Origin of the sequence: Parabacteroides massiliensis (genome assembly GCF_900155425.1) — a bacterium.
Lineage (GTDB): Bacteria > Bacteroidota > Bacteroidia > Bacteroidales > Tannerellaceae > Parabacteroides > Parabacteroides massiliensis.
The window spans coordinates 1258827-1273814 of the sequence record NZ_LT700191.1; the positions used below are offsets into that span (position 1 = coordinate 1258827).

General features: G+C 46.6%; 14 protein-coding genes and 1 CRISPR repeat array. Of the genes, 10 read left to right on the forward strand and 4 right to left on the reverse strand.

All coding sequences use genetic code 11. The features are described from left to right. The first annotated feature begins 10 nt into the window (after nt 1–10). Entirely contained in the window at nt 11–1300 is a 1290-nt protein-coding gene (locus tag BQ9893_RS16275) for a nucleotide sugar dehydrogenase (RefSeq protein ID WP_075966909.1), read from the forward strand. Between the two features lies 1 nt (nt 1301). On the opposite strand, the gene BQ9893_RS16280 is transcribed toward BQ9893_RS16275, so the two are convergent. Then, nucleotides 1302–1940: a ribonuclease H1 domain-containing protein gene (locus BQ9893_RS16280; protein WP_075966910.1), complete on the reverse strand. Its 639-nt coding sequence runs from the start codon at nt 1938–1940 to the stop codon at nt 1302–1304. Nucleotides 1941–2118: 178 nt separating this feature from the next. Here BQ9893_RS16280 and BQ9893_RS16285 point away from each other — a divergent pair, with 178 nt between their 5' ends. From BQ9893_RS16285 to BQ9893_RS16325, 9 genes are all read left to right on the forward strand, one after another. Further along, on the forward strand, nt 2119–2640 hold the full coding sequence (locus BQ9893_RS16285; protein WP_075967411.1) for a shikimate kinase: 522 nt from the start codon (nt 2119–2121) through the stop codon (nt 2638–2640). 89 nt (nt 2641–2729) lie between these two features. Further along, nucleotides 2730–3929 (forward strand): alanine dehydrogenase, encoded by a 1200-nt coding sequence (locus BQ9893_RS16290; protein ID WP_075966911.1) that lies wholly within the window; start codon nt 2730–2732, stop codon nt 3927–3929. A 91-nt stretch (nt 3930–4020) separates the two neighbouring features. After that, nucleotides 4021–5877 carry a 2-oxoacid:acceptor oxidoreductase subunit alpha gene (locus BQ9893_RS16295; RefSeq protein ID WP_075966912.1) on the forward strand — a complete coding sequence of 619 codons (1857 nt, stop codon included), beginning with the start codon at nt 4021–4023 and terminating at the stop codon, nt 5875–5877. A gap of 3 nt (nt 5878–5880) precedes the next feature. Beyond that, nucleotides 5881–6900, forward strand: coding sequence for a 2-oxoacid:ferredoxin oxidoreductase subunit beta (locus BQ9893_RS16300; protein ID WP_075966913.1), 1020 nt, complete (start codon nt 5881–5883; stop codon nt 6898–6900). 90 nt (nt 6901–6990) lie between these two features. Then, on the forward strand, nt 6991–7305 hold the full coding sequence (locus tag BQ9893_RS16305) for a nucleotidyltransferase family protein (protein ID WP_374046544.1): 315 nt from the start codon (nt 6991–6993) through the stop codon (nt 7303–7305). After that, nucleotides 7289–7693, forward strand: a complete 405-nt coding sequence (locus BQ9893_RS16310) for a HepT-like ribonuclease domain-containing protein (protein WP_075966914.1) — start codon at nt 7289–7291, stop codon at nt 7691–7693. Before BQ9893_RS16305 ends, BQ9893_RS16310 begins: the two co-directional genes overlap by 17 nt. Before the next feature lie 247 nt (nt 7694–7940). Beyond that, nucleotides 7941–9548, forward strand: a complete 1608-nt coding sequence (gene pckA / locus BQ9893_RS16315) for a phosphoenolpyruvate carboxykinase (ATP) (RefSeq protein WP_075966915.1) — start codon at nt 7941–7943, stop codon at nt 9546–9548. 153 nt (nt 9549–9701) lie between these two features. After that, nucleotides 9702–10811, forward strand: coding sequence for a TlpA disulfide reductase family protein (locus BQ9893_RS16320; protein ID WP_075966916.1), 1110 nt, complete (start codon nt 9702–9704; stop codon nt 10809–10811). A 92-nt stretch (nt 10812–10903) separates the two neighbouring features. Then, the gene (locus BQ9893_RS16325) at nt 10904–12442 is read left to right on the forward strand and encodes a YifB family Mg chelatase-like AAA ATPase (RefSeq protein ID WP_075966917.1); all 1539 of its coding nucleotides are present in this window, start codon (nt 10904–10906) and stop codon (nt 12440–12442) included. Nucleotides 12443–12695: 253 nt separating this feature from the next. On the opposite strand, the gene BQ9893_RS22225 is transcribed toward BQ9893_RS16325, so the two are convergent. The 3 genes from BQ9893_RS22225 to cas1 form a co-directional block, all read right to left on the reverse strand. Then, a complete protein-coding gene (locus BQ9893_RS22225; protein ID WP_317042854.1) occupies nt 12696–13118 on the reverse strand; it encodes a transposase in 423 nt (140 codons plus the stop codon). Continuing rightward, a CRISPR array of direct repeats spans nt 13119–13547; the repeat unit is 47 nt; unit sequence GTTGTGATTTGCTTTCATTTTTGTATCTTTGAACTATTAGAAACAAC. A gap of 107 nt (nt 13548–13654) precedes the next feature. Further along, nucleotides 13655–13987 carry a CRISPR-associated endonuclease Cas2 gene (gene cas2 / locus BQ9893_RS16335; protein WP_075966919.1) on the reverse strand — a complete coding sequence of 111 codons (333 nt, stop codon included), beginning with the start codon at nt 13985–13987 and terminating at the stop codon, nt 13655–13657. A gap of 1 nt (nt 13988) precedes the next feature. Beyond that, entirely contained in the window at nt 13989–14918 is a 930-nt protein-coding gene (gene cas1, locus BQ9893_RS16340; protein WP_075966920.1) for a type II CRISPR-associated endonuclease Cas1, read from the reverse strand. Nucleotides 14919–14988: the final 70 nt, after the last annotated feature.

The window sequence follows — 14988 nt, forward strand, 5'->3', positions numbered from 1 at the left end:
TGGATTAGTTATGGAAAATATAAAACTTGCCGTTATCGGCCTCGGATATGTCGGTTTGCCGTTGGCGCGGTTGTTTGCTACGCGTTATCCGGTGGTCGGGTATGATGTGAAGCGGGAGCGGGTGGCTGCCTTGATGGAAGGGCGGGACGCGACGCAGGAGGTATCGGACGAATTGTTGAAGTCCGTGCTGCTACCCCGGTTGCCGGAGGAAGGTGAGGCGGGATTGTTCTGTACGTCCAATGCGGAACAGCTCCGCGGATGCAATTACTATATTGTGGCGGTCCCTACACCGGTCGACTTACATCATAGCCCTGACCTGACTCCTCTTTATTCGGCCAGCGAAACGGTGGGAAAGGTCCTGAGCAGAGGCGATATCGTAATCTATGAATCGACTGTCTGCCCCGGAATAACGGAAGAAGAATGTGTCCCTATATTGGAGAGAACATCCGGGTTGGTTTTCAACCGCGATTTCTTTGCCGGATATTCGCCGGAGCGTATTAATCCGGGAGACAAGGAGCATACAGTGGAGAAGATCATGAAAGTGACATCTGGCTCCACACCCGAAGCCGCGGAGAAGGTCGACGCCCTGTACCGGTCGGTCATCCAGGCGGGAACCTTTCCTGTTTCCAGTATCAAAGTGGCAGAGGCAGCCAAAGTGATCGAAAACTCCCAGCGCGATATCAACATCGCTTTTATGAACGAACTGTCGAAGATCTTCCATCTGATCGGTATCGATACGAACGAAGTGCTGGCGGCGGCCGGGACGAAATGGAACTTTCTGCCTTTCAAGCCCGGCCTGGTCGGAGGACATTGCATAGGAGTCGATCCTTACTACCTGATCCGTAAGGCTGAGGATTACGGTTTCCATCCGGGACTGATCCTGTACGGACGCCGTATCAACGATACGATGGGCGAATACATCGCCGGTCGCGTCGTGAAGTGCATGATCAAAAAAGATGTTCCGGTGCGGAATGCGGAAGCGTTGGTCTTAGGTTTTACCTTCAAGGAAAACTGCCCCGATGTGCGCAACTCCAAAGTCGGCGACGTTGTCCGCTACCTCGGAGATTACGGCATCAACGTGACGATCTACGATCCTTGGGCACGTCCGGAAGACGTACGGCGCGAATATGGCTTGGAAGTCCTGTCCGCACTGCCGGACAAGAAGTTCGATGTTGTCGTCTTGGCGGTTGCCCATACCGATTTCCTGTCCCTTGACATTCCGGCGCTGGCGAAGGAGCACAGCGTAGTGTATGATGTGAAAGGCTGTCTGGATCCGGCTTGGGTCGATGATCGCCTGTAAGTTATTTTCGTCCGAAATCCGCCGGGATCTCTCCCCATTCCGTAGTTTCCCATTTCAGGATAGGAGTCGTATATGTATTGGTTTTAAGCCACTTTTCCGCCCGTTCGATCAGGTCGAAGATCGGTTCATTCTCCGGTACGCGTTCCAAGAGTGTCTTGCATTTCTTCTTCTTTACCCAGCCGATGGCGTTCCGACTATCCGAATAGATCGGGAGGCTGCTTCCTTTTTGCTTCAACAAGGCAAGCCCGTGCACCAGAGCCAGAAACTCACCGATATTGTTCGTCCCTTTCTTTAACGGCCCAATCCGGAAGATTTCCTGCATGGTCGGCGGATAAACCCCCCGGTATTCCATGTCTCCCGGATTCCCGCTACAGGCAGCATCCACACAAAGGCTTTCCCATATCGGTTTCCCGATCGGAGCTTTCGGGGCCAGGCTTGCAGCTGCTTTGGAGGAAGATACTGTTTTCAGATAATGCTCATATCCTTTCTCAAAAGCCTGCGTTGCCTCCTCTTCGGTTTCGAACGACTTATATTTAGCCCCGTCCTGTCCGTCCACCTGTGCTTTGCATTCGTTCCAGTTGTCATACACACCCGGAGTGATGCCTTTCCACACTACATAATATTTCTTTGTTTTTGCCATTGTCTCTCCTGTTTTTCTATGTATCAAAATGTCACCACTACCCCATCCAAATCGGATTACTACCCCATGTTTTGGGAATTACACTAACGGGTAATATTAATTAACATTTCTTCGTGCTAACGGAATTGCCGTTTTTGCTGACAAAAGTATACATTTGCAGGAAACAATCATCATGAATATGAAGCGTATATTTCTGATTGGATATATGGGAGCTGGAAAAACGACTGTAGGGAAGGAGTTGTCCCGGTTGTTGGAGCTCTCGTTTATCGATTTGGATCATTATATAGAAGGCCGTTACCATAAAACCGTCAGCCAGCTTTTTGCCGAGAAAGGAGAAGAAGCGTTTCGGGATATCGAGCGGAGGATGCTCCGCGAAGTCGCTGCTTTTGAAGATGTCCTGGTTTCGACCGGCGGTGGCGCTCCCTGTTTTTTTGATAACATGGAGTTTATGAACGAGGCCGGACAAACCGTTTACCTGAAGGTTTCGGTCGAGGAATTGGCCAAGCGCCTGGAACTCTGCAAATCCACCCGCCCGGTGTTGAAAGGTCGTTCGGGCGACGAACTGAAATCCTTCATCGCCGAAAGTTTGGAGAAAAGGGAACCTTTCTATTCGAAAGCGACAATCGTGTTTGATGCGGAAGAGATGATGACCGATCAGGACGTACATAAAATATCACGAGAACTGGCAACACGATTATAGAGTTGAGAATTGAAAGTTAAGAGTTGAAAGTGAAAACTGGCACAACCTTAACTTTCAACTCTTAACTTTCAACTTTCAACTATTAAATTATGGACAGACAAGGGCAGGGGGCTTATATCCCGCAGGAACTATTGAAAGAACTCAGCAAGGCGGGTAATCGCCTGCTGATAGGTATTCCCTGTGAACGGGTAGAAGGGGAGCGCCGTCTGGCTCTGACTCCCGAAGCGGTCGACATGCTGACCGGCCGAGGGCATCGTGTCCTGGTGGAAGCCGGGGCGGGCCTGGGAATCAATTACTCCGATAACCACTATGCGGAAGCGGGAGCCGAGATCGTGGCAACACCTGCCGAAGTGTACCAGGCAGACATCATCCTGAAAATCCTGCCGCCGCTTACGGCCGAGGTGATGATGATGAAACCACGTACCACATTGTTTTCGACCGTCCAGTTTAACAACTTTCCGCATGAAGCCTTCGAACTGATGATGGCTAAACGGATTACGGCCATCGCATACGAGTTGCTGGCGGATGACAGGCAGCGCTGTCCGGTGCTGAACGTGATCTCCGAGATCGAAGGAACTGCCTCCATTACAATCGCTTCCGAGTTGCTGAGCAACACGCAGGGCGGAAAAGGGATCTTGTTAGGAGGCATACCGGGCGTTTCGCCTACCGAGGTCGTGATCATCGGAGCCGGCAATGCCGGAACTGTCGCCACCCGTGCCGCTATGGCGCTGGGCGCTTCCGTGAAAGTGTTTGATGACGATATAAACAAGCTTCGGACCATTCAGCAGGTCTTGGGACAGGGCTTGTTCACTTCCACCTTCCATCCGAATGTGTTGCAAAACGCTTTCCGCAGCGCCGACGTGGTGATCGGAGCGATGCGCTACATCAATACGCGCCACCGGTATATCATTGCCGAAGATATGATCCGTATCATGAAGCGTGGCGCACTGGTCATAGACCTCAGGGTCAACCAAGGAGGCTGCTTCGAGACGACCTGTTGCCTCTCCCCTTCCGATCCGGCTGTTTTCGAACAATACGGCGTGTTGCACTATTGCCGGCAGAACATCAGCAACCGTGTGGCACGTACCACTTCGATGGCTTTAAGCAATATCTTTGTCCCGATGCTTTTCCAGTTGGGCGAAGCCGGTGCCGTACCGGGGATGGTCAAGAGCGACCCGGGATTCAAGAACGGAGTCTATATGTATTGCGGAAAGCCTGTCAACAACTATGTCTCCAATCGGTTCGGCCTCTCGTCGAACAACATTGATCTATACCTTTCGGCGTTTTAACCCATAAAAGTTTTGAACTCGCAAAGTTTATTCTTTACTTTGCGACGATCTTAAATATCAATAATAGTGATTAAGCTAATATAAGTATATTATGGCAGAACAGACAAAAGTAACAACTCTGGAAAAGGTTGTCATTCGTTTTTCGGGAGACTCCGGAGACGGTATGCAGCTGACCGGAACAATCTTTTCCAATCTGTCGGCTGTTTTTGGGAATGAAATTTCTACATTCCCCGATTATCCGGCAGAAGTGCGTGCTCCTCAAGGAACACTTAGTGGTGTATCAGGTTTCCAAGTTCATCTGGGATCCCGTAAAATCTTTACCCCCGGTGACAAGGCGGACGTGCTGGTCGCAATGAACCCCGCTGCACTGAAAGTGAATGTGAAGAACCTGAAACCCAATGCAATCGTTCTGATCGATACGGATTCATTCCAAAAGAGCGACTTGGACAAGGCGCAGTTTACGACAAACGATCCGTTTCAGGAATTAGGCCTTGGTGGCGTACAGGTCGTGGCAGCGCCTATCTCGACAATGGTGAAAGATGGTTTGGCCGAATTTGGCCTGGACAACAAGTCGGCGCTCCGTTGTAAGAATATGTTCGCATTAGGGTTGGTTTGCTGGCTGTTCGAACGTCCGTTGGAAGAAGCGATGCACATGTTGCAGAACAAGTTCGCCAAAAAGCCGATCATCGCACAGGCCAATATCAAGGCGTTGACGGACGGTTACAACTACGGACATAATATCCATGCTTCGGTCTCCACTTACCGTATCGAAAGCAAGAAGGCCGCACCTGGTTTCTATACCGACGTGAACGGGAACAAGGCTACTTCCTACGGGTTGATAGCTGCCGCCGAGAAGGCCGGCTTGCGGTTGTTCCTCGGAAGCTACCCGATCACTCCGGCAACCGATATCCTGCATGAACTGTCGAAACATAAGGAACTCGGCGTCATCACCGTCCAGGCGGAAGATGAAATTGCCGGGATCTGTACTTCCATCGGCGCCAGCTTTGCCGGTTGCCTGGCTGCGACTTCCACATCCGGTCCCGGTCTGGCGCTGAAGAGCGAAGCGATCGGTCTGGCTGTGATTGCCGAACTGCCGTTGGTTGTTATCGACGTGCAACGTGGCGGTCCTTCTACAGGTATGCCGACCAAGAGCGAACAAACCGACCTGATGCAGGCTCTTTACGGGCGTAACGGTGAAAGCCCGGCTGTCGTGATCGCCGCTTCGACTCCGACAGACTGTTTCGATGCCGCTTACTGGGCCGGAAAGTTGGCACTCGAACACATGACTCCGGTCATCCTGCTGACGGATGCCTTCATCGCCAACGGTTCTTCCGCATGGAAGCTGCCGAACCTGGCCGAATATCCGGAAATCAAACCGAATTATGTTTCCAACTACGATGCGAGCGAAAAAGTATGGAAAGCGTATCGTCGTGATAAGGAAAGCCTGGTCCGCTATTGGGCTATTCCGGGAACCGAAGGTTTTACCCATCGCCTGGGCGGTCTCGAAAAAGACTACGAAACAAGTGCTATCTCGACCGATCCGATCAATCACCAGAAAATGGTTATGACCCGTCAGGCCAAGATCGACAAGATTGCCGATTATATCCCCGAACTGGAAGTGATCGGAGATCCCGATGCCGACCTGCTGATCGTCGGATGGGGCGGAACATACGGACACCTCTACGAAGCAATGGAAACCATGCAGGAACAAGGAAAGAAAGTCGCCCTGGCTCACTTCAAGTTCATCAGCCCGCTGCCTAAGAACACGGCTGAGGTACTGGGCAAATACAAGAAGGTGGTCGTTGCCGAACAGAACAACGGGCAGTTTGCCAACTACCTGCGTGGTAAAGTGGCCGGGTTCAACCCGTACCGTTTCAACCGGGTAAAAGGACAACCTTTTATTGTAGCGAGATTAGTTGAGGAATTCACGAAAATATTGGAGGCTTAAAAGATGGCAACTGAAGAAGTAAAATTTCAACCGAAAGATTATAAGAGCGATCAGTATGTACGCTGGTGTCCGGGTTGTGGAGACCATGCCGTGTTGAACTGCTTGCACAAAGCAATGGCCGAAGTAGGAGTGGCTCCTCATAATATGGCCGTTATTTCGGGTATCGGGTGTTCTTCCCGTTTACCTTATTATATGAACACATACGGTTTCCATACGATCCACGGACGTGGCGCCGCTATCGCTACCGGCGTGAAGACGGCTCGCCCCGATCTGAGTGTCTGGTTGGTTACCGGCGACGGAGACTGCCTGGCTATCGGCGGTAACCATTTTATCCATGCAATCCGACGCAATGTAGACCTGAATATCGTCTTGTTCAACAACAAGATATACGGCCTGACGAAAGGACAATATTCTCCGACATCCGATCGTGGTTTCGTGTCCAAGAGTTCACCTTACGGAACGGTCGAAGATCCGTTTATCCCGGCTGAACTGGCTTTGGGCGCCCGTGGCAATTTCTTTGCCCGCGTGATCGATGTGGACCTGAAGAATACGACTGAAGTGCTGGCTGCTTCTGCCCGCCATAAAGGCGCTTCGGTGACAGAAGTGTTGGTGAACTGCGTGATCTTCAACGACGGCATCCATAAAAAGATTGTCGACAAGGAATTCCGTGCCGACCGTACGATTTTCCTTCGTCATGGCGAGAAGATGTTGTTCGGCAAGAACAATGAAAAGGGCATCGTGCTGGAAGGCCTGAAACTGAAAGCCGTAACAATCGGCCAGGATGGCTATACGTTGGATGATGTTCTGGTACATGACGCACATGAAAAAGATAACACTTTGCACATGATGCTTGCCATGATGGGCGGTGAAGACATGCCGGTCGCACTCGGTGTGATCCGCGATGTGGATGCTCCGACTTATGATGAAGCCGTACACCAGCAGATCGAAGAAGTCCGGGCCAAGAACCCCATCCGCTCTCTGCATGATTATCTGATGAGCGGAGAAATCTGGGAAGTAAAGTAAGGCGGCAAACCGCTCCCTGATAAGAAAAGCTGTAAACCCTTGCTTCTTTTTTCAGGGTTTACAGCTTTTCTTATTTATATTCCTATCTTTGTGAAACAAAAGGATATAGCAATGAAGACAACAGCCGAAATCATAGAAATACTGAGAGATTACAAAGCCCGTTCCGCAGAAAAGTATGGAATCGAGACATTGGGGCTTTTCGGCAGCGTGGCTCGTGGTGAACAGAATGAGAAGAGCGACATAGATGTGTGCATTCGTTTGAAAAAACCGGACTTTTTTGTTCGTATGGCTATTAAAGAAGAGTTGGAGCATCTGTTCCATACAGAGATAGATTTGGTACCAATATTTGAAACCATGCGTACGTTGTTGCGCAATAATATAAAACAAGATGCAATCTACGTCTAAAGAATTTATATTAGAACATTTGTCTTTCTTGACAGAGAAAGCAGAATTAGCACTTGAGAGGACTTCTAATGTGTATTGTGCAAATGATTTTTTATGCACACCGAACGGTATGGACTTGTTCGATGCGACTACCATGCGCTTACAGATAGTGGGTGAATTATTGAAGCAGATAGATGTGGCTACTTCCGGGAAACTACTGACACATTATCCGGAAATAGCATGGCGAAGCGTTTTTGGTCTACGAAATCTGATTTCTCACGAATACGCCGCGATAGATCCTATTGAAATTGTGAATATTTTAAGACTGCATTTATCCCCTCTGCTTATCGTGCTCCATCGTATCCAAGATGACTTGAATGCCGGGAAACACGATGCTATCTTTGGATAAAAGAGCCTGATTTGTAAAGTATGTGTTACAAAATGGTAGAGTTTGATGTTAATGGCATGGAAAAGAATAATTATTACTGAAAAATTTCCTTAATTCGATATATGCTATGAAAATTTGTATTACTTTTGTACCGCGATTAACAAGGCGAAAGAGCAGCAAGTAAGTATAATGATGATTTGCCTTGTGTTTTTGTAATTGAGTAGAGAGAAAAAGTTATATAAAGTCAATCAATTAAATTAATTTCAAGATGGCTACATTAGATTTAAGCAAGTACGGAATTAAAGACGTGAAGGAAATCATTCACAATCCGTCTTACGATGTTCTGTTCGCAGAAGAAACAAAACCGGGTTTGGAAGGCTACGAAAAGGGTCAGGTAACTGAACTGGGCGCCGTGAACGTAATGACAGGTATTTATACAGGTCGTTCTCCTAAAGATAAATTTTTCGTAAAGAACGAAGCCAGCGAAGATTCAGTATGGTGGACTTCAGAAGAATATAAAAATGATAACAAGCCTTGTTCTGAAGAAGCTTGGGCTGATCTGAAAGCTAAAGCAGTAAAAGAATTGTCAGGCAAACGTTTGTTCGTTGTCGATACTTTCTGCGGTGCTAACGAAGCAACTCGTCTGAAAGTACGTTTCATCATGGAAGTAGCATGGCAGGCACACTTCGTGACTAACATGTTCATCCGTCCGACAGCTGAAGAACTGGCTAACTACGGAGAACCTGATTTCGTTTCTTTCAACGCAGCTAAAGCTAAAGTTGAAAACTTCAAGGAATTAGGCCTGAACTCAGAAACTGCTACTGTTTTCAACCTGAAGACTAAAGAACAGGTGATCCTGAACACTTGGTACGGTGGTGAAATGAAGAAAGGTATCTTCTCTATCATGAACTATCTGAACCCGCTGCGTGGCATCGCTTCTATGCACTGCTCCGCTAACACGGATAAGGAAGGAACAAGCTCTGCTATCTTCTTCGGTCTGTCCGGTACAGGTAAGACAACTTTGTCTACCGACCCGAAACGTCTGTTGATCGGTGATGACGAACACGGATGGGACAACGAAGGTGTATTCAACTACGAAGGTGGTTGCTACGCTAAGGTTATCAACTTGGATAAAGAAAGCGAACCGGATATCTACAACGCTATCAAACGTGACGCTCTTCTTGAAAACGTTACAGTTGATGCTAACGGCAAGATCGATTTCGCTGATAAGAGCGTAACAGAAAACACACGTGTTTCTTATCCGATCTATCACATCGAAAACATCGTTAAACCGGTTTCCAAAGGCCCGCACGCAAAACAGGTTATCTTCCTGTCTGCCGATGCATTCGGCGTATTGCCTCCGGTATCTATCCTGAACCCGGAACAGACTCAGTATTACTTCCTGTCTGGTTTTACAGCAAAATTGGCCGGTACAGAACGTGGTATCACTGAACCGACTCCGACATTCTCAGCTTGCTTCGGTGCTGCCTTCTTGTCATTGCATCCGACAAAATACGGTGAAGAATTGGTTAAGAAGATGCAGATGACCGGTGCTAAGGCTTATTTGGTCAACACTGGTTGGAACGGTACTGGCAAACGTATCTCTATCCGCGACACTCGTGGTATCATCGATGCTATCCTGGACGGTTCTATCGACAAAGCTCCGACAAAAGTTATCCCGTACTTCGATTTCGTTGTACCGACAGAATTGCCGGGTGTTGATCCGAATATCCTGGATCCGCGCGATACTTATGCTGACGCTTCTCAGTGGGAAGAAAAAGCAAAAGATCTGGCTGGCCGTTTCATCAAGAACTTCGCTAAGTTCACAGGCAACGAAGCCGGTAAGAAACTGGTTGCCGCTGGTCCGAAATTGTAATAACATACATAATGGCTATATGAAAGCGCAGAACTCCGGTTCTGCGCTTTTTTTGTATATATACATTAAATTTAGCATAAATGTTAGGATGTTTTAAAATCTATTTCTATCTTTACCCCAAATTATCTGTAAATACGAGATGTGAGGTGTAACATGATTAGACATTTATTACTGGTCGTTGGGGTTATCGTTTCTTTGTCATCGTGTGGCGGAGATGTTGCTTACCGGATAGAAGGGAAACTTACCAATCTGGAGGATCAGACCTTATATGCCGTTTTTGAGAATGAAGATATAAAAGTTGTGGATACGGTGACTTGCGAAAAGCCGGGCGAATTCTTGATCGAACAGAAACAGGGGGATTTCAGGGAGGTAACGATTTTCTTTGCAGATAAGACACATTGGGTTACCGCCTATCTGGAAAAGGGAGAAAAGGTGACGATCACCGGAGATGCAGATTATCCCGCCATGTTGCGCGTCAGAGGAGGACGGATCAATGACCGTCTTTCCGCAATAAAAAAAGAAATGGCTCCTCTATTGAAGGAACAGGCTGACTTGATCCGTCAACTGAATAAGAAAAACAGAGAAAATGTCAACAGCTCGATAGAAGGAACGGATATGGCTTCGCGCCTGGCAAATGTAAACCATCTGTTGAATGAAGAGGCCGCCGCCGCCATAAAGAAATATCCGGATGAAGAAGCGTCCGTCATCTTGATACAACATTATTTTAATCATCCGGACGATACCCGTCAAATGGACGAACTGTTGGCTGTGTTGAGTCCGAAACTGAACGACTTTTATCTGGTAAAGAAGTTGCAGGAATACAGTACACGCGCAAAAAGAACGGCTTTGGGAGCCGAAGCGCCCGGTTTCAATGTGAAGAACATTTACGGGACTCCTGTCAGCCTGGATTCTTTCCCTAAGAAATATTTGCTGCTTGCGTTTACGGCTCCCTGGTGCGATATGTGCCAGACGGAGGATCTGTATTTGGATGAAGTGGCAATGAAATACCCGAAAGAGAAGGTAGATATGTTGTTGGTCAGCCTCGACGACGATCAGTCCGGAGTGAGGAAAGTCCTTGCAAAGGACAGTATCGACTGGAATCTGGTTACCGACTCAGCCGGACAGGCGGCCATGTTGGTTGATCTGTATAATGTAAGTGCCTTACCCCGCTGTTTCCTGATCGATGAAGAAGGGAAGATCATTCTGAAAACGGACAATGGAGTCGAGATAAAGCAGACGTTGGAAAACTTAATTGGTTTATAATTCCAGATTTATGATTTATGCAATGTCGCTATCCATAAATCATATTTATCCGGACTCATAAATCAAAAATTATAAATCATAAATCTTTAACTATGTTAGTCAAATCTTATGCCGCCGCCGTACAGGGCATATCGGCAACGGTCGTTACGATCGAAGTGAACTGCACGAAGGGTATTCAATTCTTTTTGGTAGGGTTGCCGGATGTGGCTGTCCGTGAAAGCCATGAGCGCATCATTTCCGCCCTTCAGGTAAGCAGCTACAAGTTTCCCCGTAATCGTATAGTGATCAATATGGCGCCTGCCGATATCCGGAAGGAAGGCTCGTCGTATGACCTGCCGCTTGCAATCGGTATCCTGGCTGCGGCCGAAGAGCTGGATGCCTCTCGGCTGAGTCGCTACATGATGATGGGAGAGCTTTCTTTAGATGGCAGTCTGAAGCCGGTAAAGGGAATCCTCCCGATTGCGGTCAAGGCACGCGAAGAGGGGTTCAAAGGTTTTATCGTCCCCGAACAGAATGCCCGCGAAGCCGCTGTTGTCAATAACCTGGAAGTATATGGCGTTTCGAACATAAAGGAGGTGATCGAGTTCATAGCAGGAAAACGGGAATTGGAGCCGACGGTTGTCAATACCCGTGAAGAGTTTTATGCGCGGCAGTTGCAATTTGAAGCCGATTTTTCGGATGTGCGCGGACAGGAGAATGTGAAGCGTGCGATGGAAGTAGCCGCGGCCGGCAGCCACAACCTGATCCTGATCGGTCCGCCGGGAAGTGGCAAGTCGATGCTTGCCAAACGTCTTCCTTCCATCTTGCCGCCTTTTACCTTGCAGGAATCATTGGAGACAACCAAAATACATTCGGTCGCCGGCAAGATCGGGCTGAACACATCCCTGATGACACAGCGTCCGTTCCGTTCGCCCCATCACACGATTTCGAATGTGGCTATGGTCGGTGGAGGCGCTTTTCCGCAACCGGGCGAGATCAGCTTGGCTCATAACGGCATCTTGTTTCTGGATGAATTACCCGAATTCAACCGGAGCGTGCTTGAAGTCATGCGCCAACCTTTGGAAGACCGGACAATAACGGTCTCGCGTGCCCGCTTCTCTGTCGATTATCCGGCCAACTTTATGTTGGTCGCTTCCATGAATCCTTGTCCCTGCGGATATTATAATCATCCCGATCGCCCGTGTCTCTGTTCTCCCGGTGCCGTCCAGAAATATATGAACCGTGTTTCCGGTCCGTTGTTGGACCGGATCGACATACAGGTGGAAGTCGTGCCGGTCCCTTTCGAGAAGATATCAGACGGACATCCTTCCGAATGTAGCGAAGCGATACGTGAGCGCGTGATGAAAGCCCGTGCCATCCAGGAAAAACGCTTTGCCGGGCATGAAGGTATTTACAGCAACGCCCAAATGACCTCCAAGCTGCTTCACGAATACGCAGTACCCGATGCTGCCGGCCTGTCTTTGTTGAAGGTCGCCATGCAGCGCCTCAATCTTTCCGCCCGTGCCTACGACCGCATTCTGAAAGTCTCCCGTACGATCGCCGATCTGGAAGCAGCCCCGAATATCGAAGCATGCCATTTGGCGGAAGCTATCAACTACCGGAATCTGGATCGGGAGACTTGGGGAACATAAAATTTCCGACTTGAGTTTTGCCACTGTATATCCTCTTCTGGACATCCGCCGAGTCCCAAAGGAATGTAGCTTTCACCTTTTTCAATCGTTTTTGGCAAAAAATCAAGTTCATATAGTCTTAAAAATCATATTATCCTACAAGATCTTGTAAATAACGACAAAAAAATTTTATTATTTGTGATATAATATGTTCCTTTGTATCGAAAAAAAGTTGTGGAGGCTTAAAGTTCATCTATATGCCCTCCACCCTTAACTATGGAAGAGCCAAAACCTTAACAGAAAACAAAACTTTTACTACAGAGTTTTGTACGGGTATATAAATCAAGGGACGCCTTGATCCCCCGTTTTTTTTCGCTATTGTTTCTACATATGTGGTATTCCATCTATGGATGATGCGCATTTCCTGCAAAGCATCACAAGCAAGTTTCTGTATGTGAAAGCTATCGATTGTCTGTATGGCATTTGAGAAACAACGCCTGGTTATGAGCCGCAAAAACTCCTTTGAGTAGCGGATACCTTCTGCCTTGAATGATTCGTCAAGGTAAATACGGATAAGGGACGATTCTTCAACCACACGTATAACCTCAAAATTAGATAGTATTTCCAATGGCAGAAAACTGTGCCAATGTAATGGTCCTTGATTGTTCATCAGGCAAAGGCATAAACTGATCAGCATGTTGTGATTTGCTTTCATTTTTGTATCTTTGAACTATTAGAAACAACCAAGCGGTGCACCGGTGGCCAGCTTCAAACGTTGTGATTTGCTTTCATTTTTGTATCTTTGAACTATTAGAAACAACTACCCGCCAGCGTGGCAACATCGTGATCAGTTGTGATTTGCTTTCATTTTTGTATCTTTGAACTATTAGAAACAACTTTAAAGACAGCAGCATCGCGATGAACGTGTTGTGATTTGCTTTCATTTTTGTATCTTTGAACTATTAGAAACAACTAATTCAGGGGGCACATCGCGACCGCTGTCGTTGTGATTTGCTTTCATTTTTGTATCTTTGAACTATTAGAAACAACACCGCCAATACGATCCGTGACAGGGATGCGTTGTGATTTGCTTTCATTTTTGTATCTTTGAACTATTAGAAACAACTGAATTTACATTGTTTGCTATTAATCAAGGATTTAAACACTAAGTTAGAATAAAAAAATAATTGTTGTTTAAAAGGAAAATCCTACTGTTTTGTAGGATTTTCCTTTTTAGAATAGTTCCAATTGTTGTCCTGGGGCATTTACTTCTTTACTCTTTTTACCGTAGAAAAGCTCAATATTCCCAAATTGCTTATCTGTGATACACATGATGCCTACATTTCCATACTCAGGAAGAAAAGATTTAACTCTTTTTATATGCACTGCCGCATTCTCACTACTGCCACAATGACGGACATAGATAGAAAACTGAAACATTGTAAATCCATCTTTTTGCAAATTCTTTCTGAAATCAGCATACATTTTCTTATCCTTCTTTGTTTCAGTAGGCAAATCAAATAGTACAAGTACCCACATAATACGATATTCGCTAAACCTATCCATATTACATTTCAGGATAGGAAATTCTACGTAATTCACCACTAAAACATTTATATAGAGAAGCCGTTGTCTGCCCGACAGCTACCATTAGCGGACTACGTTTTCCGCCAATATTTGTTTCTAACGTAGGAATAGAAAGTAATCGCACCTTCAAATCCTTCGTCAGTTCCGCATAATCTACCCCCTGCTTTATAATGTTACAAACCAATCGATCTACATACGGACGATAAGGTTCCATAATGTCATCTGCCAAACAATAAGCATTATAACGATTGTGATGATGGATTCCAAAAGTAGGTAAAAGCCCACTTGCCACCAGGCTACGAGCAACAACTGCTCGCAAAATAGCATACCCATAATTCAACAGATTATTAGGTGGAATACCTTCTCTATCTCTTGTAAAACCTTCTATTCGAAACAGATTCTTCCAATAATAAGCAGCAGCACGGGCTTCCAGGTTATTTGAATCTCCGCTTTTTACATCGGCAGCCCATACATGCATACATTTCACTTCTGTATCGGAGTATTCTTTCAATACTGCTGCTTGATTTTCAATTTTTGCCTTTATGGTTTGCTGCCAAAGTTGTTTCATCAACGGCAAAGAAGCATCCAACTGCTGACGGAATCTTTCGTTTTGCGTTGTATTCCCATACAAAGGAAGCATCAAACCTACCGGCATACTTTTACTATCGCACGTAATAACAGCACTATTATTTTCAAGCAAAGCCTCCAATACTCCCGAAGTGATGGTAATCTGTTTATGATCCAGTACCATAACTCCGATATCCTCAATAGGTTTGGTCACTTCCGAGTTTCGTTTGAAACTTTCAGGCAATGTATCATTCCTGACTACCTCCGGTAACTTTATTACCAACTGAGCATTTTTTAAAGACAAGTAAACGGGATTTCCAAAATAAAGGGTTTTCTTGATCATAAGCCATTCGATTTTAATCTGTTATTAATCGGGATAAAAAATATTTAAGAAAAAGTTGTATGCTATTTTG